The organism is Stenotrophomonas sp. YJH_SMC_82 (genome assembly GCF_059368875.1).
In genome coordinates, this window is the sequence record NZ_JCAFSE010000002.1 from 307,897 (window position 1) to 329,870 (window position 21,974).

23 protein-coding genes and 1 other RNA gene are annotated in these 21,974 nt (G+C 67.3%); 11 read left to right on the top strand and 13 right to left on the bottom strand.

Annotated features, from left to right (window positions below; all coding sequences use genetic code 11):
* Nucleotides 1-7: 7 nt before the first annotated feature.
* The 3 genes from AC5P53_RS09020 (at nt 8) to AC5P53_RS09030 (ending at nt 2,634) form a co-directional block, all read left to right on the top strand.
* Complete coding sequence (locus AC5P53_RS09020; RefSeq protein ID WP_032960562.1) at nt 8-604, top strand: IMPACT family protein; 597 nt, start codon at nt 8-10, stop codon at nt 602-604.
* Nucleotides 597-2,369 (top strand): ABC transporter transmembrane domain-containing protein, encoded by a 1,773-nt coding sequence (locus tag AC5P53_RS09025; RefSeq protein WP_180835788.1) that lies wholly within the window; start codon nt 597-599, stop codon nt 2,367-2,369. The genes AC5P53_RS09020 and AC5P53_RS09025 overlap by 8 nt, the downstream gene beginning before the upstream one ends.
* Before the next feature lie 70 nt (nt 2,370-2,439).
* The gene (locus AC5P53_RS09030; protein ID WP_014646818.1) at nt 2,440-2,634 is read left to right on the top strand and encodes a hypothetical protein; all 195 of its coding nucleotides are present in this window, start codon (nt 2,440-2,442) and stop codon (nt 2,632-2,634) included.
* Nucleotides 2,635-2,853: 219 nt separating this feature from the next.
* Here AC5P53_RS09030 and AC5P53_RS09035 read toward each other — a convergent pair whose 3' ends face one another.
* The 3 genes from AC5P53_RS09035 to AC5P53_RS09045 form a co-directional block, all read right to left on the bottom strand.
* Nucleotides 2,854-3,978: a prephenate dehydrogenase gene (locus AC5P53_RS09035; protein WP_032960565.1), complete on the bottom strand. Its 1,125-nt coding sequence runs from the start codon at nt 3,976-3,978 to the stop codon at nt 2,854-2,856.
* The gene (gene pdxY, locus AC5P53_RS09040) at nt 3,975-4,883 is read right to left on the bottom strand and encodes a pyridoxal kinase (protein WP_014646816.1); all 909 of its coding nucleotides are present in this window, start codon (nt 4,881-4,883) and stop codon (nt 3,975-3,977) included. The genes AC5P53_RS09035 and pdxY overlap by 4 nt, the downstream gene beginning before the upstream one ends.
* Before the next feature lie 622 nt (nt 4,884-5,505).
* Entirely contained in the window at nt 5,506-6,705 is a 1,200-nt protein-coding gene (locus AC5P53_RS09045; RefSeq protein WP_041863321.1) for an MFS transporter, read from the bottom strand.
* A gap of 72 nt (nt 6,706-6,777) precedes the next feature.
* Here AC5P53_RS09045 and AC5P53_RS09050 point away from each other — a divergent pair, with 72 nt between their 5' ends.
* The gene (locus tag AC5P53_RS09050; protein WP_197575322.1) at nt 6,778-7,575 is read left to right on the top strand and encodes a helix-turn-helix domain-containing protein; all 798 of its coding nucleotides are present in this window, start codon (nt 6,778-6,780) and stop codon (nt 7,573-7,575) included.
* A 60-nt stretch (nt 7,576-7,635) separates the two neighbouring features.
* Here AC5P53_RS09050 and dnaJ read toward each other — a convergent pair whose 3' ends face one another.
* From dnaJ to hrcA, 4 genes are all read right to left on the bottom strand, one after another.
* Nucleotides 7,636-8,760 carry a molecular chaperone DnaJ gene (gene dnaJ, locus AC5P53_RS09055; RefSeq protein WP_014036853.1) on the bottom strand — a complete coding sequence of 375 codons (1,125 nt, stop codon included), beginning with the start codon at nt 8,758-8,760 and terminating at the stop codon, nt 7,636-7,638.
* A gap of 154 nt (nt 8,761-8,914) precedes the next feature.
* Nucleotides 8,915-10,837, bottom strand: coding sequence for a molecular chaperone DnaK (gene dnaK, locus AC5P53_RS09060; RefSeq protein WP_014646813.1), 1,923 nt, complete (start codon nt 10,835-10,837; stop codon nt 8,915-8,917).
* A gap of 182 nt (nt 10,838-11,019) precedes the next feature.
* On the bottom strand, nt 11,020-11,535 hold the full coding sequence (gene grpE / locus AC5P53_RS09065; RefSeq protein ID WP_014646812.1) for a nucleotide exchange factor GrpE: 516 nt from the start codon (nt 11,533-11,535) through the stop codon (nt 11,020-11,022).
* A 63-nt stretch (nt 11,536-11,598) separates the two neighbouring features.
* Entirely contained in the window at nt 11,599-12,663 is a 1,065-nt protein-coding gene (gene hrcA / locus AC5P53_RS09070) for a heat-inducible transcriptional repressor HrcA (RefSeq protein WP_010484463.1), read from the bottom strand.
* 115 nt (nt 12,664-12,778) lie between these two features.
* Here hrcA and recN point away from each other — a divergent pair, with 115 nt between their 5' ends.
* The gene (recN, locus tag AC5P53_RS09075) at nt 12,779-14,440 is read left to right on the top strand and encodes a DNA repair protein RecN (RefSeq protein ID WP_014646810.1); all 1,662 of its coding nucleotides are present in this window, start codon (nt 12,779-12,781) and stop codon (nt 14,438-14,440) included.
* Between the two features lie 110 nt (nt 14,441-14,550).
* Here recN and AC5P53_RS09080 read toward each other — a convergent pair whose 3' ends face one another.
* Nucleotides 14,551-15,468 carry a LysR family transcriptional regulator gene (locus AC5P53_RS09080; RefSeq protein ID WP_032959114.1) on the bottom strand — a complete coding sequence of 306 codons (918 nt, stop codon included), beginning with the start codon at nt 15,466-15,468 and terminating at the stop codon, nt 14,551-14,553.
* A 97-nt stretch (nt 15,469-15,565) separates the two neighbouring features.
* On the opposite strand from AC5P53_RS09080, the gene AC5P53_RS09085 reads away from it, so the two are divergent.
* Entirely contained in the window at nt 15,566-16,867 is a 1,302-nt protein-coding gene (locus tag AC5P53_RS09085) for an SGNH/GDSL hydrolase family protein (protein WP_134808755.1), read from the top strand.
* 63 nt (nt 16,868-16,930) lie between these two features.
* On the opposite strand, the gene fur is transcribed toward AC5P53_RS09085, so the two are convergent.
* Nucleotides 16,931-17,347: a ferric iron uptake transcriptional regulator gene (gene fur, locus AC5P53_RS09090; protein WP_014646807.1), complete on the bottom strand. Its 417-nt coding sequence runs from the start codon at nt 17,345-17,347 to the stop codon at nt 16,931-16,933.
* A 103-nt stretch (nt 17,348-17,450) separates the two neighbouring features.
* On the opposite strand from fur, the gene AC5P53_RS09095 reads away from it, so the two are divergent.
* On the top strand, nt 17,451-17,843 hold the full coding sequence (locus AC5P53_RS09095) for an outer membrane protein assembly factor BamE (protein ID WP_014036847.1): 393 nt from the start codon (nt 17,451-17,453) through the stop codon (nt 17,841-17,843).
* Nucleotides 17,844-17,876: 33 nt separating this feature from the next.
* Here the strand turns inward: AC5P53_RS09095 and AC5P53_RS09100 are convergent, their stop codons facing one another.
* Both AC5P53_RS09100 and AC5P53_RS09105 read right to left on the bottom strand, forming a co-directional pair.
* Nucleotides 17,877-18,134 carry an RnfH family protein gene (locus AC5P53_RS09100; protein WP_014646806.1) on the bottom strand — a complete coding sequence of 86 codons (258 nt, stop codon included), beginning with the start codon at nt 18,132-18,134 and terminating at the stop codon, nt 17,877-17,879.
* A gap of 3 nt (nt 18,135-18,137) precedes the next feature.
* Complete coding sequence (locus AC5P53_RS09105) at nt 18,138-18,563, bottom strand: type II toxin-antitoxin system RatA family toxin (protein WP_032959119.1); 426 nt, start codon at nt 18,561-18,563, stop codon at nt 18,138-18,140.
* A gap of 57 nt (nt 18,564-18,620) precedes the next feature.
* Here AC5P53_RS09105 and smpB point away from each other — a divergent pair, with 57 nt between their 5' ends.
* Both smpB and AC5P53_RS09115 read left to right on the top strand, forming a co-directional pair.
* Complete coding sequence (gene smpB / locus AC5P53_RS09110; protein ID WP_005409231.1) at nt 18,621-19,124, top strand: SsrA-binding protein SmpB; 504 nt, start codon at nt 18,621-18,623, stop codon at nt 19,122-19,124.
* On the top strand, nt 19,121-19,552 hold the full coding sequence (locus AC5P53_RS09115; protein ID WP_049439209.1) for a GNAT family N-acetyltransferase: 432 nt from the start codon (nt 19,121-19,123) through the stop codon (nt 19,550-19,552). The genes smpB and AC5P53_RS09115 overlap by 4 nt, the downstream gene beginning before the upstream one ends.
* Before the next feature lie 25 nt (nt 19,553-19,577).
* Here the strand turns inward: AC5P53_RS09115 and AC5P53_RS09120 are convergent, their stop codons facing one another.
* Nucleotides 19,578-20,150, bottom strand: coding sequence for a hypothetical protein (locus AC5P53_RS09120; RefSeq protein ID WP_014646803.1), 573 nt, complete (start codon nt 20,148-20,150; stop codon nt 19,578-19,580).
* A gap of 220 nt (nt 20,151-20,370) precedes the next feature.
* On the opposite strand from AC5P53_RS09120, the gene ssrA reads away from it, so the two are divergent.
* Together ssrA and AC5P53_RS09130 are read left to right on the top strand one after the other, a co-directional pair.
* Nucleotides 20,371-20,724, top strand: a transfer-messenger RNA (tmRNA) gene (gene ssrA, locus AC5P53_RS09125).
* Between the two features lie 162 nt (nt 20,725-20,886).
* Nucleotides 20,887-21,372 (top strand): hypothetical protein, encoded by a 486-nt coding sequence (locus AC5P53_RS09130; protein ID WP_495227308.1) that lies wholly within the window; start codon nt 20,887-20,889, stop codon nt 21,370-21,372.
* A gap of 14 nt (nt 21,373-21,386) precedes the next feature.
* Here AC5P53_RS09130 and AC5P53_RS09135 read toward each other — a convergent pair whose 3' ends face one another.
* Nucleotides 21,387-21,848, bottom strand: a complete 462-nt coding sequence (locus AC5P53_RS09135) for a methyltransferase family protein (RefSeq protein ID WP_495227401.1) — start codon at nt 21,846-21,848, stop codon at nt 21,387-21,389.
* Nucleotides 21,849-21,974: the final 126 nt, after the last annotated feature.

Here is a 21,974-nt window from a genome sequence, read left to right on the forward strand (position 1 = left end):
GGCGGGAATGCCCGATACCCTCGCCCAGCCGGTAAGCCACACGCTGGAAGTCAAACACAGCCGCTTCATTGCCCATGCCGCGCCGATCGATGGCGCCGCGGCAGCATTGGCGTTCCTGCAACAGGTGGCCGTAGCCGACGCAACCCACAACTGCTGGGCCTACCGGCACGGCCAGGACTACCGCTCCAGTGACGATGGCGAGCCCGCCGGCACCGCTGGGCGGCCGATCCTGGCTGCGATCGACGGCCAGGGCTTCGACCGGGTGATGGTGGTCGTAACGCGCTGGTTCGGCGGCATCAAGCTGGGCGCCGGTGGACTGGTGCGCGCCTACGGTGGCGCCGCCGCCGAATGCCTGCGTACCGCCCCGCGCTTGCCGCTGGTGGCGATGGCCCGGCTGCAGCTGTTGGCCGGCTTCGAGGATCTGGGCACCCTGCATGCCACCCTTCCCAGCTTCGGCGCCGTGAAGCGCGATGAACAGTTCGATGCCAACGGCGTGTGCCTGCGGGTCGAATTGCCGGCCGATCAGGTCGATGCATTGAAAATCCGCCTGCGCGACGCCACCCGTGACCGTATCCGCATACAAGACGACGACCAGGATGACTGACAAGGACGACGCCCCCGCCTCGGCCCCACCGCTGCGCCGCCTCGGCAGCCTGAGGACGCTGTGGCCGTTCGTGCGCCGCCACAGCGGGCTGTTCACCGCCTGGCTGCTGGCGCTGGCGGTCTCTTCGGCCGCCACGCTGAGCCTGCCCCCCGCCGTGAAGCAGATGATCGACCACGGCTTCACCAGCGGTGGCCAGATCAACCGTGCCTTCGCCCTGCTGATGCTGGTGGCGGTGGTGCTGGCACTGGCAACGGCCGCACGGTTCTTCTTCGTGTCGCTGCTTGGCGAAAAAGTCGTGGCCGACCTGCGCAGCCGCCTGTACGCACACCTGATCCAGCTCGGTGCCGGTTTCCATGACCGCAGCCGTAGCGGCGAACTGGTCTCGCGCCTGACCGCTGACAGCGAACTGCTGCGCAGCGTGGTCGGCTCGACCATGTCGGTCGCCCTGCGCAGCAGCGTCACCGTGGTCGGCAGCCTGGCCATGCTGTTCGTCACCAGCCCCAGGCTGGCGGCATGGTCGCTGCTCGGCATCCCACTGGCGGTACTGCCGATCATCATCGGCGCGCGCAAGCTGCGCACGGTTGCACGCAGCAGCCAGGACCGCATCGCCGATGCCAACAGCCTGGCCAGCGAGACGCTGGGCGCCGTGCGCACGGTGCAGGCACATGCACGCGAGCCTTACGAGCGCGGACGCTTCGACAAGGCACTGGGCGATGCCATCGGCGCCGCGCGCCGACGCATCGGTGCGCAGTCGCTGGTCACCGCCAGCGCCATCCTGCTGGTGTTCGGCGCCATCGTTGGCGTGCTGTGGCTGGGCGCGCACGATGTCATCGACGGGCGCCTCAGTGCCGGCACGCTGGGGCAGTTCGTGCTGTACGCGCTGATCGGCGGCGGCTCGGTGGGCGCGCTGGCCGAAGTGTGGAACGAACTGCAGCGTGCAGCCGGTGGCATGGGCCGCATTGGCGAGCTGCTGCAGGAAGACATCGAGATCCGTGCGCCGGCGCAGCCGCACGTTCTGCCGCAACCATTGCGCGGCGAAATCCAGTTCGACGACGTGGTGTTCCACTATCCGCAACGTCCGGACCAGGCCGCGCTGGACCACTTCAACCTGCATGTCCGCCCGGGCGAGACGGTGGCCCTGGTCGGCCCGTCGGGCGCGGGCAAGAGCACGGTGCTGTCGATGCTGCTGCGCTTCCACGATCCGGCCAGCGGCCGCATCTGCGTGGATGGCATCGACGTTCGCCAGGTCGATCCGGCCGAGCTGCGCGCGCAGCTGGCGCTGGTGCCGCAGCAGCCGACGCTGTTCGCGGCCAGTGCACGCGACAACATCCGCTATGGCCGCCTGCAGGCCAGTGACGCCGAGGTCGAAGCTGCCGCGCGTGCGGCCGAGGCCGACGGCTTCCTGCGCGCGTTGCCGCAGGGCTACGACAGTGAGCTGGGCGAACGCGGTGCGCGCCTGTCCGGTGGCCAGCAGCAGCGCGTGGCGATTGCCCGCGCACTGCTGAAGGACGCGCCGATCCTGCTGCTCGATGAAGCCACCAGCGCGCTGGACGCACAGAGCGAGCACAGCGTGCAGCAGGCGCTGGAGCGGCTGATGGCCGGTCGCACCACGCTGGTCATCGCCCACCGCCTGGCCACCGTGCTCAAGGCCGACCGCATCGTGGTGATGGACCAGGGCCGCATCGTGGCCGAAGGTACCCATGCCCAGCTTCTGGCCGAAGACGGACTGTACGCTGAACTGGCACGACTGCAGTTCATCGATTGATGACGGCCGGCTAACATCGGCCGGACCAAGCTGGCCTCGCATCAGCAGCATCCGCTGAAGGAGGTACGCGATGTCGTTCCGTCAGTTCCCTGCAGTCGACAGCAATGGCGAAAGCCACATCATCATCGAGTTCAAGCCCGAGGCGAATGGCAGCGGGCATCACTCTGAATCCACGCCGCGTTACGAGCTGGATGACGGGCGTCATCTGGTTCGCAATGGCCGCGAATTCACCACCAGCGGCGGCGAACTGCGGTTGATGATCTAGCGCTGCCCACCTTGGTGGTCACTGGCCGTGTCGCCCTGCTCTGGTAGGTGTCGACCTCGGTCGACACGCGCTTTGCCAAGGGCAGTCGAGCACGGCTCGACTCCACAAGAAGGCGTGATCAATTTTTCACCAAGCATCTTGACAACCTTGCCTGACAAGGGCTGCGCAGGGTTATCCACACGTTTGCTCAGAAACCATCCACACCGCCTGTGGATGAATTCAGCCCAGCACCCGTCCGATGCCGCTGGCGTCCACGTCGGCCGCGGCCCGGGTGATCGCCGCCGGATCGCTGCCGGCCACGAATCCGATGCGGAAGTGCACTTCACCGCCGGGCGTGCGCGAGGAATGGATCGAAGCCAGGCTGATGCCATGCTGCTCGAACACGTTCAACAGCTCGCGCAGCGAGCCAGGCCGGTCCTCCGGCAGGTGCACCGACAGCGCGTTGCGCTCGGTCAGATCGGCCAGCAGATACCCCACGCGTTCGAACGTGTAGTTGCCATCCGCCAGGGCCTGCTCGCCGAAGGCACTGCGATTGGCTGACAGCAGCTGCTCACGGAATGCAGCCCGTGCGCCGTCGTCGCCCTGTCCGACCTGCACCTGCAGGGCCTGCAGCTGCCCCACCAGCCGCTCCAGCATCGGCGCCACGTACGGGTTGCCGAACTGGATGTCTTCGTAGATCGCTGGATTCAGCGACAGGATGCGCGAGATGATCGCCGTGTCCAGCTCGAACGACGCCGAACGGTACGGCATCATCGCGGCCAGATCGCCCAGCTGCGGCTGGTACTGGCGCAGCACGCCTGCCTGCGCCAGGTGGGTGGCATGCACCATCGCCTGCACCAGCGCCATCATCTGGTCGTGGTGCTGCGGCGTCGCGCGCACGCACTCGGCCTGCAGCGCGGTGCACAGCGTATCGACCCATGCCCGCCAGTGCTGCAGCCGCGCTTCGCAGACCACCATCACCCGCCCTTTCAGGGTCGGCGCCTTGGGTGGCGCGGTCATCGGGTGCAGTCCGACCACTTCGGCCTGCGAGGCCAGCATCGCCTGCACCGGTGCCTCCTTTACCGAGGTCACATCCAGCCACAGCCTGCCCTGCTCGCGGCCCGCCGATTGCCGCACGTACTCGGCGATCAACGCCGGCGTGTGCCGGATCGGTGCCGAGAACACCAGTACATCGGCCTGCGCCAGCAGGTGTTCCGGCGTGTGCGAGTCCGGGTCGGCCGGGTCATGGCCGATCACCTGCAGCTGCAGGTGCTGCTGGAAGAAGCGGCACAGCCAGCGCCCATAGGCACCAGCACTGCCGACGATGCCGACCGTGCGCGGCGTGCGTGGATCCAGGCCGCTCATGCCACGCGTTCAGCGCGGAAGCGCGTTCCTTCGGCCAGCGCCGCCGGCGCGGCAGCGATCACGTCGAACTCCTCGAAGCCGTTGTCCAGGGTCGCCTCCAGCGCCGCATGGGTGCCGGCAATCGCGCGCGAAATCGCCTGCTGCATCGACTCACCGCGCAGCAGGAACGACACCACCAGCGACATCAGCACGTCACCGGTACCGGCCACGTCCACCGGCAGCAGCGGTGAGGTCCAGCGCCAGGTTTCCTCGTGCCCGACCGCCAGGGTGACCAGCTCACCCGGGTTGCCGCCTACGCTGTGCGCGATCACCCAGTGCGGGCCACGATCCAGCAGCGTGCGCGCGGCGGCGATGGCATCGGCCTCGGCCAGTGCCGGCATGCCGGTCAGGCGATTCAGTTCGAAGGCATTGGGCGTCACCAGCCAGGCGTGGGGCAGCAGGCGCTCGGCGAAGATCGCTTCCAGGCCCGGTTCCACGTAGGGTCCGGTATGGGTATCACCGATCACCGGGTCCAGGCAGTAACGCAGCTGTGGGCAGGCCGGCAGGATGTTGTCCAGCCAGTCGGCGAAGGCCGCACCGTTGGCGGTGCTGCCGAAGTAGCCGGACACCAGCATCTTCGCCCGCTGCGGCAGGCCACGCTCGTGGGTACCCAGCAGCAGGTCGGCAAACCAGTCGGCGGGCAGCACGCGGCCCCGCGTAGTGTCGTAGAACGGCGCATTGCTCAGCAGCACGGTCGGGATTTCGGCGACGCGCACGCCCAGTGCGCGCATCGGCGGGACGGCGGCACTGTTGCCGGCGTGGCCGTACACAAGTTGCGACTGGACCGAGATGACATCGATCGGCGACGGCCCATCCGGCCGCTGGCGGCGGCCGTGGACCAGGTGGTTATCAAGGGATTCGCTCATGGCCGCATTCTACGCCCAAGGGAGTTTTCGGCAGGGCTTGCAGCCCTGCACCTGCCGAAGCTTCAAGCAACGGCAAAGGCAAAAGCCAAAGCGAGCTATCCGTGGGATGGCGGGGCGGTGTGGGTGGGCAGGACACGCCGTAAACCCCCCTCCGGGGTCCGGCCCAGCCGCTGGCGGCTGTGCGTTCGGGCGCTTGCGAAGCAGTGCTTCGCAAGCGAAGCGCCCTCACCCATGGGGCTCGATGGCGCCATCCATGGCGCCAACGGTCCTGCCCACCCACACCGCCCCGCCTCTGACAGATTCCCGCGACTGTTGGTGGGTGCCGACCGTTGGTCGGCACATCTGTGGGATACCGAAATAAATCGGGGTCAGATCCGTTTTCCTTCGGAAAACGGATCTGACCCCACCAGCTGTTCCGACAGATCGCGGAAAACAGTCGAAGGCGGGGTGGGTCCGGTTGCAGGGGTGTCCGCGGCATGGATGCCGCGGCCAAGCCCCCCAGGGATGGGTTTACGGCGTCCCCTGCAACCGGACCCACCCCGCCAACCCACGGATAGCCCGCTTCTGCTGTTGACGTTGCCTCTGCAGGTGCAGGGCTGCAAGCCCTGCAAACCCAACCCCCTCAGTGAGCAGCAGGCCGCGATGGCGGCAGCCACGCCGCGACGATGCCCAGCAGTGGCAGGAACGCGGTCAGCTGATAGACGAATTCAATGCTGGTCCTGTCTGCCAGCATGCCCAGCACGGCCGCGCCAAGCCCGCCCATGCCGAATGCAAAGCCGAAGAAGAGGCCGGACACCATGCCGATGCGGTGCGGCATCATCTCCTGCGCGTACACCACGATGGCCGAGAACGCCGAGGAGAGCACGAAGCCGATCAGCACTGCCAGCACTGTGGTCCATAGCAGATCGGCGTGCGGCAGCATCAGCGCGAACGGGGCCACGCCGAGGATCGAGGTCCAGATGATCGGCTTGCGGCCGATGCGGTCACCCAGCGGGCCGCCGAGGAAACCACCGGCGGCAGACGCCACCAGGAACGCGAACAGATGCAGTTGCGCCTGTGCCACCGGAATGCCGAAGTGGTGGATCAGGTAGAAGGTGAAGTAGCTGCCGATGCTGGCCATGTAGAAGTACTTGCTGAAGATCAGCACCAGCAGGATCGCCAGCACCTTGGCCACGGTGCGCGACGAATGCCGCGGGGCCATAGACGCGGTGCTGGCCGGACGCGGTGTGCCCAGGTGCAGTGCATACCAGCGGCCAACATAGGTCAGCAGCGCGATGCCGATCAGCGCGGCGCCGGCAAACCATGATGCGGCACGCTGGCCATACGGCACGATCACGGCCGCAGCGATCAACGGCCCCAGCGCGGTACCGAAGTTGCCACCCACCTGGAACACCGACTGCGCGAAGCCATGGCGACCGCCCGAGGCCAGCCGGGCGATGCGCGAGGCCTCCGGGTGGAAGATGGCCGAACCAATGCCGACCATCGCCGCAGCCATCAGCACCACCGCGTAGTTCGGCGCAAAGCCGAGCAGCAGCATGCCGCACAGGGTCGAGGCCATGCCGATCGGCAGCGAGTACGGTGCCGGGCGGCGGTCGGTGGCCATGCCGATCAACGGCTGGAAGATCGACGCGGTGAGCTGGTAGGTCAGCGTGATCAGGCCGATCTGGGTGAAGCTGAGGTTGAAGCCGCCCTTGATCACCGGATAGATGGCCAGGATCAGCGACTGCATCATGTCGTTGACGACATGCGAGGTGGAGATGGCGGCCAGCACGCCGGGAGCCACCGGGCGTGAGGTCGTTGCGGGAGAAGCCAGGGTCGACATGGACACAGTCAGGTTGGGGGCGAGCCACGCATGCTACGGTGGGCCCCCACTCCCTTCTGCCGCGTTCGGGTCATGGCCTATCGCAAAAAGGACACTCCCTGCCTGATCCGCGAGACCGCGCCGTGGAACGAAGTGCCGGTACACCGCCCGGTGACCAGCCGCGCCCGGCACTACCCGCCCGGTACCCACATCGCGCCACACCGGCATCGCCGTCACCAACTGGTCTTCGCCATGTCCGGCCTGATGGTGGTGCGCGCGGACGGTGGCCGCTGGGTCGTGCCCTCCACCCGCGCGATCTGGGTTCCGGCCGGCATGGTGCATGCGGTGGACTGCATCGCCGAGGTGCACATGCGCAGCCTGTACGTGGAACCGGACTTTGCACCGCAACTGCCGGATGGGGCGTTCGCAGTACAGGTGGCGCCGCTGCTGCGCGAACTACTGCTGGCGGCCAGCCTGATCGAGTCCGCGCACGTGGACGACAGCCGCGACGGTCGCGTGGTGCGCCTGCTGCTGGACGAGCTGCACCGCATGGACGTGCTGCCGCTGCACCTGCCCTCGCCCACCGACCCGCGCCTGCAGAGGATCTGCCAGCACATCCAGAAGCATCCCGCCGACGACGCCACGCTGCAGGACTGGGCCCAGGCCCTGCAGGTGGACGTGAAGACCATCCAGCGCCATTTCGCCGGCGAACTGGGCATGACCTTCGGGCAGTGGCGGCAGCAGGCGCGCCTGCTGGCCGCTCTGGAGCGGCTGGCAGTCGGCGACAAGGTCATCGATGTGGCGCTGGCGATGGGCTACGACAGCCCCAGCGCGTTCACCAGCATGTTCAAGCGCCAATTGGGGCAGACGCCCGCGGCGTTTTTCCGCTGATCGCAAACGAAAACGCCGGGCATGGCCCGGCGCTACCGCTCAACGCTTCGGTTGAAAAACTCAGGACGTCATCCGGTCCCAGAAGCCCTTCACGCCATCCATGAACGTCGCCGACTTCGGCGAATGCTTGCGTGCTTCCTCGCCGACAAAGGTGGCTTCGAACTGCTCCAGCAGCTTGCGCTGTTCGTTGGTGAGGTTGACCGGGGTCTCCACCACCACGCGGCAGTACAGGTCGCCCTCGCTGCGGCTGCGCACCGAACGCACGCCCTTGCCACGCAGGCGGAACAGCTTGCCGGTCTGGGTCTCGGCCGGGATGCGGATTTCCGCTTCGCCGCCGAGGGTCGCCACGCGTACGGTGTCGCCCAGCGCTGCCTGCGAGATGCGGATCGGCACTTCGCAGTGCAGGTCGTCGCCATCGCGCTGGAAGATCGCATGCTCGCGCACCCGTACTTCCACGTACAGGTCACCCGGCGGCGTTCCTGCCGGGCCGGCCTCACCTTCGCCCTGCAGGCGGATGCGGTCGCCGGTATCGACGCCGGCCGGCACCTTCACCGACAGCACCTTGTCTTCCTCGACGCGGCCGTTGCCATGGCAGGTCTTGCAGGGCTTGGCGATGATCTGGCCACGGCCGCCGCAATTGTGGCAGGCCTGCTGCATGGCGAAGATGCCGCGCTGGATGCGCACCTGGCCGCGGCCATGGCACACATTGCAGGTTTCAACCTTGCCGTCTTCGGAGCCACTGCCATCGCAGTCGCCGCACTCGGCCAGGGTCGGGATCTCGATGCGGCGCTCGACGCCGCGTACCGCTTCTTCCAGGTCCAGCTCCATCACGTAGCCGATGTCGGCGCCGCGACGGGCCTGGCGCGGCCCACCGCCGCCCCCGCCAAAAATGTTGCCGAAGATATCGCCGAAGATATCGTTCATGTCCGGGCCGCCCGGACCACCACCGCCCATGCCGTGCTCGAACGCGGCGTGGCCGTGGCTGTCGTACATGCGGCGCTTGTTGCCATCGGACAGCACTTCGTAGGCTTCCTTGCACTCCTTGAAGGAGGCTTCGGCCGCCGCATCACCCGGGTTGCGGTCCGGGTGGAACTTCATCGCACAGCGACGGTAGGCCTTCTTCAGCTCGTCGTCGGTGGCGGTGCGGGCAACGCCCAGCACTTCGTAGTAATCGCGCTTGCTCATATGGTGAATCTGGTTCCGGAAAGTCGGGATTCGTCAAAGCGGAAGAGCGGAACCAGGTCCGCTCTTGCGTCGGGCGCCCCGACACGCCGGTGGGCGGTCAGGACCCTGATGCGACAACGGGACGCTGATGGCCAGCGTCCCGTGTCGGTCCGGATCAGGACTTCTTGTCGTCCTTGACTTCGGTGAACTCGGCGTCGACCACGTCGTCCTGCGCCTTGCCGGCGTTGCCGGCGTCGGCGCCCGGGGCACCGCCCTGGTCGGCCGAAGCAGCGGCGAACAGCGACTGGCCGGCTTCCTCCAGCACCTTCGACTTGGCTTCGATCTGTGCCTTGTCGTCACCCTTCATCGCGGTTTCCAGGTCGGCCAGGGCCGCCTCGACCTTGCCGATGACATCGCCGCCGACCTTGCTGCCGTGCTCGGTGATGGCACTGCGGGTGCCGTGGATCAGGGCATCGGCCTGATTGCGGGCCTGCACCAGCTCCTGGAACTTCTTGTCTTCTTCGCGGTTGGCTTCCGCGTCGGCGACCATGCGTGCGATCTCTTCCTCGGACAGGCCCGAACCGGCCTTGATCTCGACCTTCTGTTCCTTGTTGGTCTTCTTGTCCTTGGCCGACACGTGCAGGATGCCGTTGGCGTCGATGTCGAAGGACACTTCCACCTGCGGCAGGCCACGCGGAGCCGGCTCGATGCCGGACAGGTCGAACTTGGCCAGCGACTTGTTGAAGCGGGCCTGCTCGCGCTCACCCTGCAGCACGTGCACGGTCACGGCCGACTGGTTGTCCTCGGCGGTGGAGAACACCTGCGAGGCCTTGGTCGGGATGGTGGTGTTCTTCTCGATGATCTTGGTGAACACGCCGCCCATGGTTTCGATACCCAGCGACAGCGGGGTCACGTCCAGCAGCAGCACGTCCTTGACGTCGCCGCCCAGCACGCCGCCCTGGATCGCAGCGCCCAGTGCCACGGCTTCGTCCGGGTTGACGTCCTTGCGCGGTTCCTTGCCGAAGAATTCGGTCACCGCCTGCTGCACCTTCGGCATGCGGGTCTGGCCACCGACCAGGATCACTTCGCTGATGTCGCTCGAACGCAGGCCGGCATCGTTCAGGGCGACGCGGCACGGCTCGATCGACTTCTTGATCAGGTCTTCCACCAGTGCTTCCAGCTTGGCGCGGGTCAGCTTGATGTTCAGGTGCTTCGGACCCGAGGCGTCAGCGGTGACGTACGGCAGGTTCACTTCGGTCTGCTGGGCGCTGGACAGCTCGATCTTGGCGCGCTCGGCAGCGTCCTTCAGGCGCTGCAGGGCCAGCGGATCCTTGCGCAGGTCGATGCCCTGGTCCTTGTTGAATTCTTCAACCAGGTACTCGATGACGCGGTTGTCGAAGTCTTCGCCGCCCAGGAAGGTGTCGCCGTTGGTGGCCAGCACTTCGAACTGCTTCTCGCCGTCGACGTTGGCGATCTCGATCACCGAGACGTCGAAGGTGCCGCCGCCCAGGTCGTACACCACGATCTTGCGATCCTTGTTGTCGCCCTTGTCCAGGCCATAGGCCAGCGCGGCCGCGGTCGGCTCGTTGATGATGCGCTTGACGTCCAGGCCGGCGATGCGGCCGGCATCCTTGGTCGCCTGGCGCTGGCTGTCGTTGAAGTAGGCCGGCACGGTGATGACCGCTTCGGTGACCTTCTCACCGAGGAAGTCCTCGGCGGTCTTCTTCATCTTCTCCAGCACCTTGGCCGAGATTTCCTGCGGGGCCATCTTCTTGCCATCGCTGGTCGACACCCAGGCATCGCCGTTGTCATGGGCCAGGATGCTGTACGGGACGTGGGCGATGTCCTTCTGCACTTCGGCGTCGGTGAACTTGCGGCCGATCAGGCGCTTCACCGCATAGAAGGTGTTCTTCGGGTTGGTGACGGCCTGGCGCTTGGCCGAGGCGCCCACCAGGACTTCGCCGTCCTTGGTGTAGGCGACGATCGACGGGGTGGTGCGATCGCCTTCCGAATTCTCGATGACGCGGGCCTTGCCGCCGTCCATGATCGCCACGCACGAGTTGGTGGTGCCGAGGTCGATACCAATGATCTTGCCCATGGGGGAGACTCCTGAGGATGCTTGTTGGGGTCAGTCCGGCCGTTCGGCCGGTGGATGAATACGATGTGGGGGAGGCTCGTGGAACATTCAAGCCATCTCCCGAACGCTGTGTTTCCGGTCGCCCGGCGCGTTCAGCGTCGGGCCGGGTGACGGGACATTCCCGCCTTCCGGCCCTGGAGGGGTCAGTCGGCGGCCACCACCACCAGCGCCGGCCGCAGCAGGCGCTCGTTGAGCAGGTAACCCTTCTGGAACACGGTCACCACGCTGCCCGGGGCGGCGTCTGGGGCCGGCACCTGGCTGATGGCCTGGTGGTGTTCCGGGTTGAACGGCTGGCCGATCGGGTCCAGCAGGACCAGCCCGTTGTCGGCGGCAACCTTCAGCAGCTGCTTGTAGGTCAGCTCCAGGCCCTCGCGCAGCGGATGCGGGTCATCGCCGGCCGCCTTCAAGCCGGCATCCAGGCTGTCGAACACCGGCAGCAGCTCGCCCAGCAGCTTCTCGTTGGCGAACTTGCGGGCCTGCTCGATGTCACGGGCAACGCGCTTGCGCTGGTTCTCGAGGTCGGCGCGCTCACGCAGCGCATCGGCCTTGATCTGCTCGACCTCGGCGCGCAGGCGCTCCACTTCGTCGTTGACGCCGGCGGCGGCGGCCGCATCGGCGGCAGTCTGCTGGGATTCGATATCTGGATGTTCGTGGTTCATGTCTGGGTCCCTGGCGGTCAGTCTCCGCCTCCACCCACCCTAGTGTGGGCGGGATGCTGCGTTTCAAGCGTCGGATGTTCCAGGAGTGCGCCCGGCTGGCGAAAACGCCGCGCCGAGTACATCGGCAGTAGCCTGGACCAGCGGGATCATCCGGTCGTAGGCCATCCGCTTGGGGCCGATCACGCCCAGCACGCCCAGCACCTGGCCATTGGCCGTGTAAGGGGCAGTGACCAGCGAGACGCCCTGCAGCGGCATCATCCCGGTCTCCTCGCCGATGAAGATGCGCACGCCGGGCGCCTGGATGGTCCGCTCCAGCAGCTGCAGGATCTCCCGCTTGCTGGAGAACAGCTCGAACAGCTCGCGCAGCCGCTCCAGGTCGGACAGGTCCTGCACCCCCATCAGACGGGTCTGCCCGGCCACCAGCATGTCGTCGGCCGCCGGCTGCAGGGCCTGCTCGGCCAGCTCGATGCTGTGCGCCAGCAGCTGCTCCAGCTCCGAACGGGCATCACGCAGTTCCAGCAGCAGGCGGGTGCGGATCTCGGCCATCGGCAGGCCGGCGAAATGCGCGTTGAGGTAGTTGGCGACCTGTTCCAGCTGGCCCGGCGCGAACTCCTGGCGGGTCTCGATGACCCGGTTCTGCACCTCGTTGTCGGCGAACACCAGGATCGCCAGCACCCGGCGCCCGTCCAGCGCCACGAAATCGATCTGGCGGAACGCGAACTGCTCGCGCCGCGGGGCGCTGACCACGCCGACGAAGTGGCTCATCGCCGACAGCAGCTCCGAGGCGCTGCCAAGCAGGGCCTGGGTGCTGCCGCCGCCGGCCAGTTCCTGGCGCAGCCGGGCCAGCTCGCCTTCGCCCGGCGGCTGCATCTGCAGCAGGCTGTCGACGAACACCCGGTAGCCATGTGCGGTCGGGACGCGCCCGGCCGAGGTGTGCGGCGAAGCCAGCAGCCCCAGGTCTTCCAGGTCACCCAGGATGTTGCGGATGGTGGCCGGACTGACCTCCAGCCCGGCCACGCGCGCCAGCGTCTGCGAGCCGACCGGCTCACCGTCCTGGATGTAACGCGCGATCAGCGTGCGCAGCAGATGGCGCGCACGCGGGGCAAGCTGGTCGGGAGAACCGTGCATGGAATCAACCTGTGAGACACGGACACTAGATAATGGCGGCGGATCACCTTGGCAAGTCATTGGACCTCCCGCGCCCGCGTGCTAGCGTTGCGCGGCTGCTGACACCCCCTTACCCATGCTCAGACATCTTTCGATCAAGGATTTCGCCGTCGTCCGCGCCACCGAACTGGAGTTCGGGCCAGGCATGACCGTGGTTTCAGGCGAGACCGGCGCCGGCAAGTCACTGATGGTCGACGCGCTGGGCTTCCTGTCCGGCCTGCGCGCCGACAGCGGCGTGGTCCGCCACGGCGCCGCGCGCGCCGAGCTGTCGGCCGAGTTCGCGCTGGACCAGCTGCAGGCCGCGCGCCAGTGGCTGGCCGACAACGAGCTGGACGACGAGGAGCAGTGCCAGCTGCGCCGCGTGATCCGTGCCGATGGCGGCTCGCGGGCCTGGATCAACGGCCGCCCGGTGACCCTGGCCCAGCTGGGCGACCTGGCCTCGTTGCTGGTGGAGATCCACGGCCAGCACGAACAGCAGGCCCTGCTGACGCGCCCGTCGCAGCTGGCCCTGCTGGACGCCTATGCCGGCAACGAGGACGAGCGCCGCCAGGTGCGCCGCGCCGCTGCGGCCTGGCAGGCGCTGGTCGATGAATCGCTGGCGCTGTCGCAGCAGGGCGACGTCAGTGACCGGATCGGCTTCCTGGAGCACCAGCTGCGCGAACTGGACCGCGAAGACCTGGAACCGGAGTCGATTGCCGCGCTGGGCGCCAGCCACCGCCGCCAGGCCCATGCCAGTGCCCTGCTGAGTGCCTGCCAGGCGGCCAGCAACCAGCTCAATGGCGACGACGGCAGTTCCGCGCTGGACCTGCTGCAGCAGGTGCGCCACGAGCTGTCGCGCCTGATCGAACACGACCCGCGCCTGGGCGAGGTCGACGGCCTGATCGAAAACGCCTCGATCCAGCTGCACGAAGCCCTGTCGCTGCTGGACCGCGTGCATGACGACCTCGACGCCGACCCGGAACAGTTCGAGGAGAACGAGCGTCGCCTCGGCCGCCTGCACGACTTGGCCCGCAAGCACCGTGTGCCGATGGACGAGCTGGGCGCGCAGCGCGAGCGCATGCACGCCGAAGTGGAACAGCTGCGTGGTGCTGACGAACGCCTGCAGCGCCTCGCCGGCGAGATCGACAAGGCCGCTGCGGCGTGGCGCGTGCAGGCCGGGCTGCTGACCGCCAGCCGCCGCGCCGCCGCTGCCGAGCTGTCGGCCACCACCACCGGCATCATCGCCGAGCTGGGCATGGGCGGCGGCCAGTTCCTGATCGAGCTGGAACCGCAGGACGCCGGCAAGCCCGACCCGCAGGGTGCCGAGCGCGTGGAATTCCTGGTGGCGGCCAATGCCGGGCAGCCACCGCGTGCCCTGCGCAAGGTGGCCTCGGGTGGCGAACTGTCGCGCATCTCGCTGGCCATCGAAGTGGCCGCGCTGGACCTGGATGCAGTGCCGACCATGGTGTTCGACGAAGTCGACTCCGGCATCGGTGGCGCGGTGGCGGACATCGTCGGCCAGAAGCTGCGCGCCCTTGGCGAGAAGCGCCAGGTGCTGTGCGTGACCCACCTGCCGCAGGTCGCCTCGAAGGGCCATGCCCATTACCGGGTCAGCAAGGCCCCGGTGGAAGGCATGACCCAGAGCGCAGTGGAAAAGCTGGACAGCAAGGCGCGCGAGGAAGAACTGGCGCGCATGCTCGGCGGCGTGGAAGTGAGCAAGGAAGCGCGCGCCGCCGCACGCAAGCTGCTGCAGGTGTAACGCCGGCCGAGCCGAGCATTGGCTCGGCTTCCGCACGGTAGTGCCGGCCGCTGGCCGGCACCCCGATGCGGGTGGATGAAGATCATGAGGTTGCCGGCCAGCGGCCGGCACTACCCCTGTGGCTGCGTCAGATCGACGTTCTCCACCAGGAAATCAAGAAATGCGCGCACCCGCAGCGGCAGGTAGCCGCCCTGCCCCAGGAACACCGCGTGCACCTCTTCCAGGTCACCGGGATTGGCGTCCTCCAGCACCGGCAGCAAGCGCCCGGCGGCAATGTCCTGCTGCACCTGGAATGCTGCCAGCCGCGCCATGCCCAGCCCACCCAGCACCAGCTGGCGCAGCGCATCGCCGTTGCTGGCGCGCGCGTTGCCACTGGGCAGCAGCATGCGTTCGCGCCCGTCCTGCAACAATGGCCAGCCCTGCATCGCGCGCGCATGGCCGATATCCAACCGGTTGTGCGACTGCAGCTCCTCGGCAGTGCGTGGCAGCCCGTGCCGCTGCGCGTAGGCCGGTGCAGCCACGATCATCATCCGCGTCGCACCCAGCCGCCGCGCCACCAGGCTGGAGCTCTTCAGTGGACCGGCCCGCACCGCCACGTCGGTGCGCTGCTCAAGCAGGTCGATCACCTCGTCATTGAGGGTCAGGTCCACGCCTACCTGCGGGTTGCGTTCGAGGAATGCCGGCAGCAGCGGCAGCAGGAAATGCTGGCCGAACGGCACGTTGGAGTTGACCCGCAGCCGTCCGCGCGGCTCGGCATGGGCACTGGCACAGCGCTCGGCCTCCTCCAGGTCGGCCAGCACGCGCAGGCCGCGCTCGTAGAACGCGCAGCCTTCCGGGGTCAGCTGCAGCTGGCGGGTGGAGCGTTGCAGCAGGCGCGTACCCAGCCGCTGCTCCAGCCGGGCCACCAGCTTGCTCACTGCTGACGGCGTCATGTCCAGGGTGCGTGCGGCGGCGGAGAAGCCACCGGTCTCGATCACCCGCACGAACACTTCCAGTTCGCCGGATCGGTTGATGTCGGGTCGCGCCATGACGATGAATCCAGTTCACAGATGATTGTCCATGCGCAGTCTAGTTCACAGATAACCCCGGAATCACCATGGCGTTCCCTCCCCCTTGGATTGCCCGATGAACCGCTTGAGCCAGCTCACCGCCACCGCCCTGCTCGCCCTGTCCGGCGTCGCCAGTGCCGCATCCGCCCCGCACTGGGTCGCCAGCTGGCAGGCCAGCCCGCAACCGGTCTGGGACGCGGATTTCCTGTTCCCGACCCTGGTTCCGGCCGCGCTGCAGGACCAGACCTTCCGCCAGACCGCGCGCATCAGCCTGGGCGGGTCCCGGCTGCGGGTGCGGCTGAGCAATGCCTACGGCACCCAGCCGCTGCGGATCGGGGCGGCCAGCGTGGCCGCGGGCGCCACCCCGCAACCGCTCAGCTTCGACGGCCAGCCCGGGGTGTTGATCGGTGCCGGTCAGGAACGGCTGAGCGATCCGCTGGCGGTGGCCACGGAAGACCACCAGGCGCTGCAGGTCAGCGTCTTCGTGCCGGGGCCGACGCCGGTGCAGACGTTCCATTGGGACGGCCGCCAGACCAGCTGGATCGCCGGCGGCAATCAGGCCCGGGCGCGCGACCTGCAGGGTGCCAGTTCCACTACCGCACGCCTGTTCCTCACCGGGATCGAGGTCGAGGCCGCCGCCAGTGCGCGTAGCGTGGTGGTGATTGGCGACTCGATCACCGACGGCGCCACCGCCAGCCTCGACCAGGACCAGCGCTGGACCGACCATCTGGCCGCGCGTCTGGCACCGCGCGGCGTCGCGGTGGTCAACGCGGGCATTTCCGGCAATCGGCTGCTGAGCGACGGCATGGGCGAGTCGGTTCTGGCCCGCCTGCGGCGTGACGCACTGGATCAGCCCGGCGTCGCCGGCGTCATCGTGCTGATCGGCATCAACGACATCAGCTGGCCCGGTACTGCCTTCGCCCGCGCGCAGCCCCGGCCCAGCCTGCCCGAGCTGCAGGCCGGCTATCGTGCCCTGGCCGAACAGGCCCACCGGCGGGGTCTACGCATATTCGGCGCCACCCTGATGCCGTTCGCGGGCGCCCTGCCCGGCACGCCGCTGGACGACTACTACCACCCGGACAAGGAGGCCCTGCGCCAACAGCTCAATGCATGGCTGCGCAGCAACAGCCCGTTCGACGCGGTGATCGACCTGGACGCGGCGCTGCGCGACCCGGCCGATCCGTCACGGATGGCCGCCGCCTACGACTCCGGCGACCACCTCCACCCGGGGGATGCCGGCAACCGGGCGATGGCCGAGGCGGTGGACCTGGAGATCCTGCTCGGTTGCAAGGGGTCAGAGCCCTTTGCTGGCGCAAAGGGATCCGACCCCGCAGAGCGCCCGGGGCCGGCCCCCTTTCCTGGAGGGAAAGGGCCCTGACCCCGGCAACGAAAAACCCCGGGCAAGCCCGGGGTTTCGTCGCTAGCGGCTGGCCGGAACGGCCTACTTGCGCTTCTTGCGCACGTAGAGCACCAGCGAGTGTTCTTCCAGCTCATAGCCGTGATCGGCCGCGATCTTGCGCTGCAGCTCCTCGATCTCATGGCTTTCGAATTCGATGATCTTGCCGCTGTCCACGTCGACCATATGGTCGTGGTGGCCACCACGGTCCAGCTCGTAAACGGCCTGGCCACCCTCGAAATTGTGCTTGAGCACGAGGCCGGCGGCCTCGAACTGGGTCAGCACCCGGTAGACCGTCGCCAGGCCGATCTCGTCGCCATGCTCGAGCAGCTGGCGGTAGATGTCCTCGGCGGTCATGTGGTGCTGGTGGTGCTGGGCATTGCGCTGTTCGAGCAGCGCCAGGATCCGCATCCGCGGATGGGTCACCTTCAGGCCGACTTTACGCAGGTCGTGGGTTTCCATAGGTCTCCGTTCATTGGCGATTTAGCGCCAGCTGCCTCGGATTGGGTCGCGGTGGCACGCCGGGAGTGTATCATCGGTTTGATTTCCCCAACCGCCAGTCCCGATGCGCAATCTCCTGTTGGTCGCCGCCGTCGCCCTGTCCACCACCGGGTGCGGCATCATCTACAAGCAACCCATCTATCAGGGCAACCTGATCCGGGAAGATGCCGTGGCCAAGCTGCAGGTCGGGCAGAGCAAGCAGCAGGTCACCGCGCTGCTGGGCACCCCGTCCATCCCCGACCCGTTCCACGCCCAGCGCTGGGACTACACCTCCAGCCAGCGCGTGAACCGCCTCGGCCGCACCGAAGTGAAGAACTTCGTGGTGTTCTTCGAGAATGACGCCGTTACCCGCTGGGAGGGCGACTACTTCCCGGGCAACGACAAGGCCCTGGCCCAGCAGACGGTGCGCCAGTTCGGCCGCAACCTGCCGAAGGACAAGAAGAAGAAGGGCCGCTGAGGCCTGCCCGTCCGCAGGGACGGGTTGCCGGGATCAACCGCCGAGCGCGCGACGCCGGCGGTTGTCCTTGGGGTCGGCCAGCAGCGGGCGCAGCAGCTCGATGCGGTCCCCGTCCAGCAGCGCCTGCTGTGGACGGGCCAGCACGCCATGCACCGCGGCGGCCGGACAGTCGGCACTACCTTCCAGCGCAGCGGCGGCGATGGCGTCGGCCACGGTCGCTCCCTCTTCCAGCTGCAGGTGGCGCGACAGCACGCGCTCCGGCCAGGCCAGCACCACCTCGACCTCGATCATCGCTCAGCCCTCGTCGGCGACGCGGACGAAATCATTGACCATGCGATCGGCCAGTCCCTGGAAGCCGATCGCCAGGGCCGGACCGAGCAGGCGCGAGCTGGGTTCGAACTCCAGGGTCAGGGTGACCTTGCACGCATCCTCGGCCAGCGCATGGAATTCCCAGCGGCCGTGCAGCTGCTTGAACGGGCCATCGCGCAGCTGCATGTCGATGCTGTGCGGGCGCTGCAGGGTGTTTTCAGTCTGGAACCAGGTACTGAACGAGCCCAGGCCCAGGTCCAGGCGCGCCACCAGGCGGTCCTCGCCCTGCTCCAGGATCTGGGCAGCCGAGCACCAGCGGAAACGGCGCGGATAGGCCTGGACGTCGTTGACCAGGTCGAACATGCGCGCGGCCGAATGTTCGACCAGGGCGCTGCGGCGGATAGTAGGCATGAATACAGGACGTTTCGGCAATCGACCGGGCGGGCCCGAATCGGAGACAATACGGAAATGAGCAAGAACAGCGGCAAGGATAAAGCAAAGAGCGCGACGGCCAACAAAACCATCGCGTTGAACAAGCGTGCCCGCCACGAGTACCACATCGAAGAGCGCTTCGAGGCCGGCCTGGCCCTGCAGGGCTGGGAGGTGAAGTCGATCCGCGCTGGCCGCGGCAACATCATCGACGCCTACGCCTATGTGAAGCACGGCGAGATCTTCCTGATCGGCGCGCAGATCACCCCGTTGATCCAGGCCTCCACCCACGTGGTGGCCAATGACCGGCGCGAGCGCAAGCTGCTGCTGCACCGGAGCGAGATCGACAAGCTGGTCGGCAAGGTCGAGCGCGATGGCTACACGATCGTGCCCACTGCGATGTACTGGAGCAAGAACAAGATCAAGCTCGAAGTCGCGCTGGCCAAGGGCAAGCAGACCCACGACAAGCGCGATGCCGCCAAGGACCGCGACTGGGCGATCGAGAAGCAGCGTGTGATGCGTCGCGGCAACCGCGACGCATGACCGCCCCCATCGGCGCCATGGTGACTGCCAGCGCCGATGAAACGCGCACGTTGTGCGCGCGCCTGCTGGCCTTCAACCAGGCCCACGGCGGCGATTCACTCGATGAGACTCCAGTCCGCCTGGCCTGGCATGACGAGCACGGCGCGCTGCGCGGTGGTGTGCTGGCCGACGTCTGTGCCAGCTGGCTGCAGGTACATGTGCTGTGGGTGGATCCGGAACTGCGCGGGCAAGGCATCGGCCAGCGCCTGCTGGCGGAAGCAGAAGCCGCCGCGCGCCAGCTTGGCGCCCGCAACGTGATGCTGGATACCTTCGACTGGCAGGCCGAAGCTTTCTACCTGCGGCAGGGCTACACCGTCTATGGGCGGCTGCCCGATTGCCCGCCCGGGCACGAGCGGATCTACCTGCGCAAGCCATTGTCAGGTTCCTGACCGCGGCCGCGGAAACGCCGACCGGTCACCCTGCCAGCACGCCCTGCCCGCGCATGCGCGGCGCCAGCGCTGCGTGCATCACGGCCAGGTGCATCACCACTGCCAGTTCCGGCGCATGCCGGTCATCGCCGGCGCGCCACCGCTGCGCCAGCTGGGCCGCGTCGGCCGGCAGCAGGGCCAGCAGCTGGGCGTCATCCAGCGAATCGGCCGCGCCCTGGAGCTGCCGCGCCATCTGTCGCGCCTGCCATACATGCACGCCGATGCTGAGGCTGGCCAGCGACATCAGGACCACGGCCAGCCCGTGCTCGAACCATTGCGACAGCACTTCCGGCCCCCACAGCAGGGCCGCCAACACGGCCAGGCCCGGCAGGCGCCAGCCCAGCCAATGGATGCGACCGCGCTGCGACCAGTGCACAACCACCGCACTGGCCACCAATGCCGCGGCCGCAGTCGCCGGCAGCTCGGTCAGCGCGGTGGCCGCAAGCAACACCGCCAGCACCGCCCAGACCCAGCCGGGCGGCAGGGCGCGCCGCTGGTAGTCGGCACCGACCGGCCCGATCAGCTGCCGCAGGCTGCGTTGTTGGCTTGCATCGGTCACCCACAGTCTCCGTGTCTGTCCTGGCCCGGATGGTCGCCGCCAGTGTGTCGCAAATTCGTGCCAGTGACGTTACCAATCCGCTATGCCGCTGGCTCTACAACATGTTGTGGATTGCCACGGTGACTGTTCAGCTGTTTTGGCGTAGCATTGGCAGCGTTGGGCAGGCACTGGCCGTGGCGACACGAAACAGGCCTCGTACCTTGCAGAACTTGAAGAAACCGGGGGTGCATTGGTTTCGACGGGGGTTGTGAAGTCGCCTGGCGCATGCCGAGGGGGTAGCTTTCCTCGTAAATCCAGCTGCAAAACTCTAGTTGCCAACGACGACAACTACGCTCTGGCCGCTTAAGGCCTAAGCCTCGAAACCGCTTGTGTCCATGCTCGCGGTGTAGAGTCACTATCATGGAATCGCGCTGGATGGCTGCCTGTCAGTCCGGCACTAGAACACAACAGGCTGGTTCCCGGATGCGCTTTGCGCACCGTGCTGTTCGGGGACGAGATCCAACGGTGAGCTAAGCATGTAGTGCTGGGGATGGAGTGCCTTCGGACGGCGGTTCAATTCCGCCCACCTCCACCATCTGTATGGCCTGTCGAGGCCGCAAGAAGCCGGATCTCCCGTCGAGGGGGTTCCGGCTTTTTTGTGCCTGCTCGTCGTGCGGGAAGCGTGGGGCATAATCGGGATGGAGCTTTCGCTCCATCGCTGCATTGCCCCGGCCTGCTGCCGCCAGAAGGATCTGCAATGAAAACCGCCACAACCACGCTCGCCCTGCTCCTCACCACCCTCGCCGCAGCCTCAGCCACGCACGCTGCGGCGCCGGCCATCGCGCCCCCCGGCACCGCCACGCTGGAAGCGCTGCTGGCCTGCAAGGCCGGCTCGAACTTCAGTGCGGCCGACGCCATCGATGCGCTGCAGGCCGCCGGCCTGGCCAAGAAACCGGGCGGCACCTTCGAGCCGGAGGACAAGCCGGTCGCGCTGTTTGGCGGCACGGTCACCAGTGCCGATGTAAACGTGGCCGAAGGCGAGAAGAGCCTCTTCGTGTACTTGAACGGCGTCGATTCCAAGCGCCTGGCCAAGGCCTGGTCGGTGACCGAGGTCAACGAGCATGCCAACACCGAAGAACCGTCGTACGTGAAGCGCATTGACAAGCGCCACACCCTGCACGTGATCGCGGGCGACGACTACGAGGGTTATTCGGCTGCGGTGAAGTGCCAGATCAGCCGCTGATGGCGTAGCCGACGCTACAGCCAGCGCGGCACGCGATGACGGTATTGCGCGTACGCCTCGGGAAAGCGGGCCATCAATGCCCGCTCCTCCGGCAGGATCTGCAGCCGGGTGATGTACACCAGGAACAGCGGCACCACCAGCAGCGCGATCAGGTTCTGCAGGTACACCATGGCGCCAAGCAGGACCAACGCCTGGCCCAGATACATCGGATTGCGCGTGCGGCCGTAGATTCCGCTGGTAACCAGCGCGCTCGACGCCGAAGGTCGCAGAGGATTGACGGTGGTACCGGCGCGCTGGAAAGACAGCTTGGGCAGCAGATTGAGCACGACACCCAGCGTCACCGTCACGCCTGCGAGCAGAACCGGCACCGGCACCCGAAGGTGGAAACCCGGCCACAGCCAGCGTGCTGCAAAGCCCGCAGCGGCGCACAGCAGCATTACCACGGGCGGGGGAATGCGGGTTTCCAGCCAGGCCATCGCGATCACCGTGTCCGTTCCATTCGCCGCAGTGTCACACTGAATGGCTGAATCGCCCACGGCGGCCAGGCCCAAACCGACCGTTCGGTCTATTCCGCTTTGACAGGCCGGCCGCTAGAGTGACGG

Coding starts and splice junctions, on each gene's coding strand:
- AC5P53_RS09020 (WP_032960562.1), top strand. CDS start 8: ATGCCCGATACCCTCGCCCAGCCGGTAAGCCACACGCTGGAAGTCAAA.
- AC5P53_RS09025 (WP_180835788.1), top strand. CDS start 597: ATGACTGACAAGGACGACGCCCCCGCCTCGGCCCCACCGCTGCGCCGC.
- AC5P53_RS09030 (WP_014646818.1), top strand. CDS start 2,440: ATGTCGTTCCGTCAGTTCCCTGCAGTCGACAGCAATGGCGAAAGCCAC.
- AC5P53_RS09035 (WP_032960565.1), bottom strand. CDS start 3,978: ATGAGCGGCCTGGATCCACGCACGCCGCGCACGGTCGGCATCGTCGGC.
- pdxY (WP_014646816.1), bottom strand. CDS start 4,883: ATGAGCGAATCCCTTGATAACCACCTGGTCCACGGCCGCCGCCAGCGG.
- AC5P53_RS09045 (WP_041863321.1), bottom strand. CDS start 6,705: ATGTCGACCCTGGCTTCTCCCGCAACGACCTCACGCCCGGTGGCTCCC.
- AC5P53_RS09050 (WP_197575322.1), top strand. CDS start 6,778: ATGGCCTATCGCAAAAAGGACACTCCCTGCCTGATCCGCGAGACCGCG.
- dnaJ (WP_014036853.1), bottom strand. CDS start 8,760: ATGAGCAAGCGCGATTACTACGAAGTGCTGGGCGTTGCCCGCACCGCC.
- dnaK (WP_014646813.1), bottom strand. CDS start 10,837: ATGGGCAAGATCATTGGTATCGACCTCGGCACCACCAACTCGTGCGTG.
- grpE (WP_014646812.1), bottom strand. CDS start 11,535: ATGAACCACGAACATCCAGATATCGAATCCCAGCAGACTGCCGCCGAT.
- hrcA (WP_010484463.1), bottom strand. CDS start 12,663: ATGCACGGTTCTCCCGACCAGCTTGCCCCGCGTGCGCGCCATCTGCTG.
- recN (WP_014646810.1), top strand. CDS start 12,779: ATGCTCAGACATCTTTCGATCAAGGATTTCGCCGTCGTCCGCGCCACC.
- AC5P53_RS09080 (WP_032959114.1), bottom strand. CDS start 15,468: ATGGCGCGACCCGACATCAACCGATCCGGCGAACTGGAAGTGTTCGTG.
- AC5P53_RS09085 (WP_134808755.1), top strand. CDS start 15,566: ATGAACCGCTTGAGCCAGCTCACCGCCACCGCCCTGCTCGCCCTGTCC.
- fur (WP_014646807.1), bottom strand. CDS start 17,347: ATGGAAACCCACGACCTGCGTAAAGTCGGCCTGAAGGTGACCCATCCG.
- AC5P53_RS09095 (WP_014036847.1), top strand. CDS start 17,451: ATGCGCAATCTCCTGTTGGTCGCCGCCGTCGCCCTGTCCACCACCGGG.
- AC5P53_RS09100 (WP_014646806.1), bottom strand. CDS start 18,134: ATGATCGAGGTCGAGGTGGTGCTGGCCTGGCCGGAGCGCGTGCTGTCG.
- AC5P53_RS09105 (WP_032959119.1), bottom strand. CDS start 18,563: ATGCCTACTATCCGCCGCAGCGCCCTGGTCGAACATTCGGCCGCGCGC.
- smpB (WP_005409231.1), top strand. CDS start 18,621: ATGAGCAAGAACAGCGGCAAGGATAAAGCAAAGAGCGCGACGGCCAAC.
- AC5P53_RS09115 (WP_049439209.1), top strand. CDS start 19,121: ATGACCGCCCCCATCGGCGCCATGGTGACTGCCAGCGCCGATGAAACG.
- AC5P53_RS09130 (WP_495227308.1), top strand. CDS start 20,887: ATGAAAACCGCCACAACCACGCTCGCCCTGCTCCTCACCACCCTCGCC.
- AC5P53_RS09135 (WP_495227401.1), bottom strand. CDS start 21,848: ATGGCCTGGCTGGAAACCCGCATTCCCCCGCCCGTGGTAATGCTGCTG.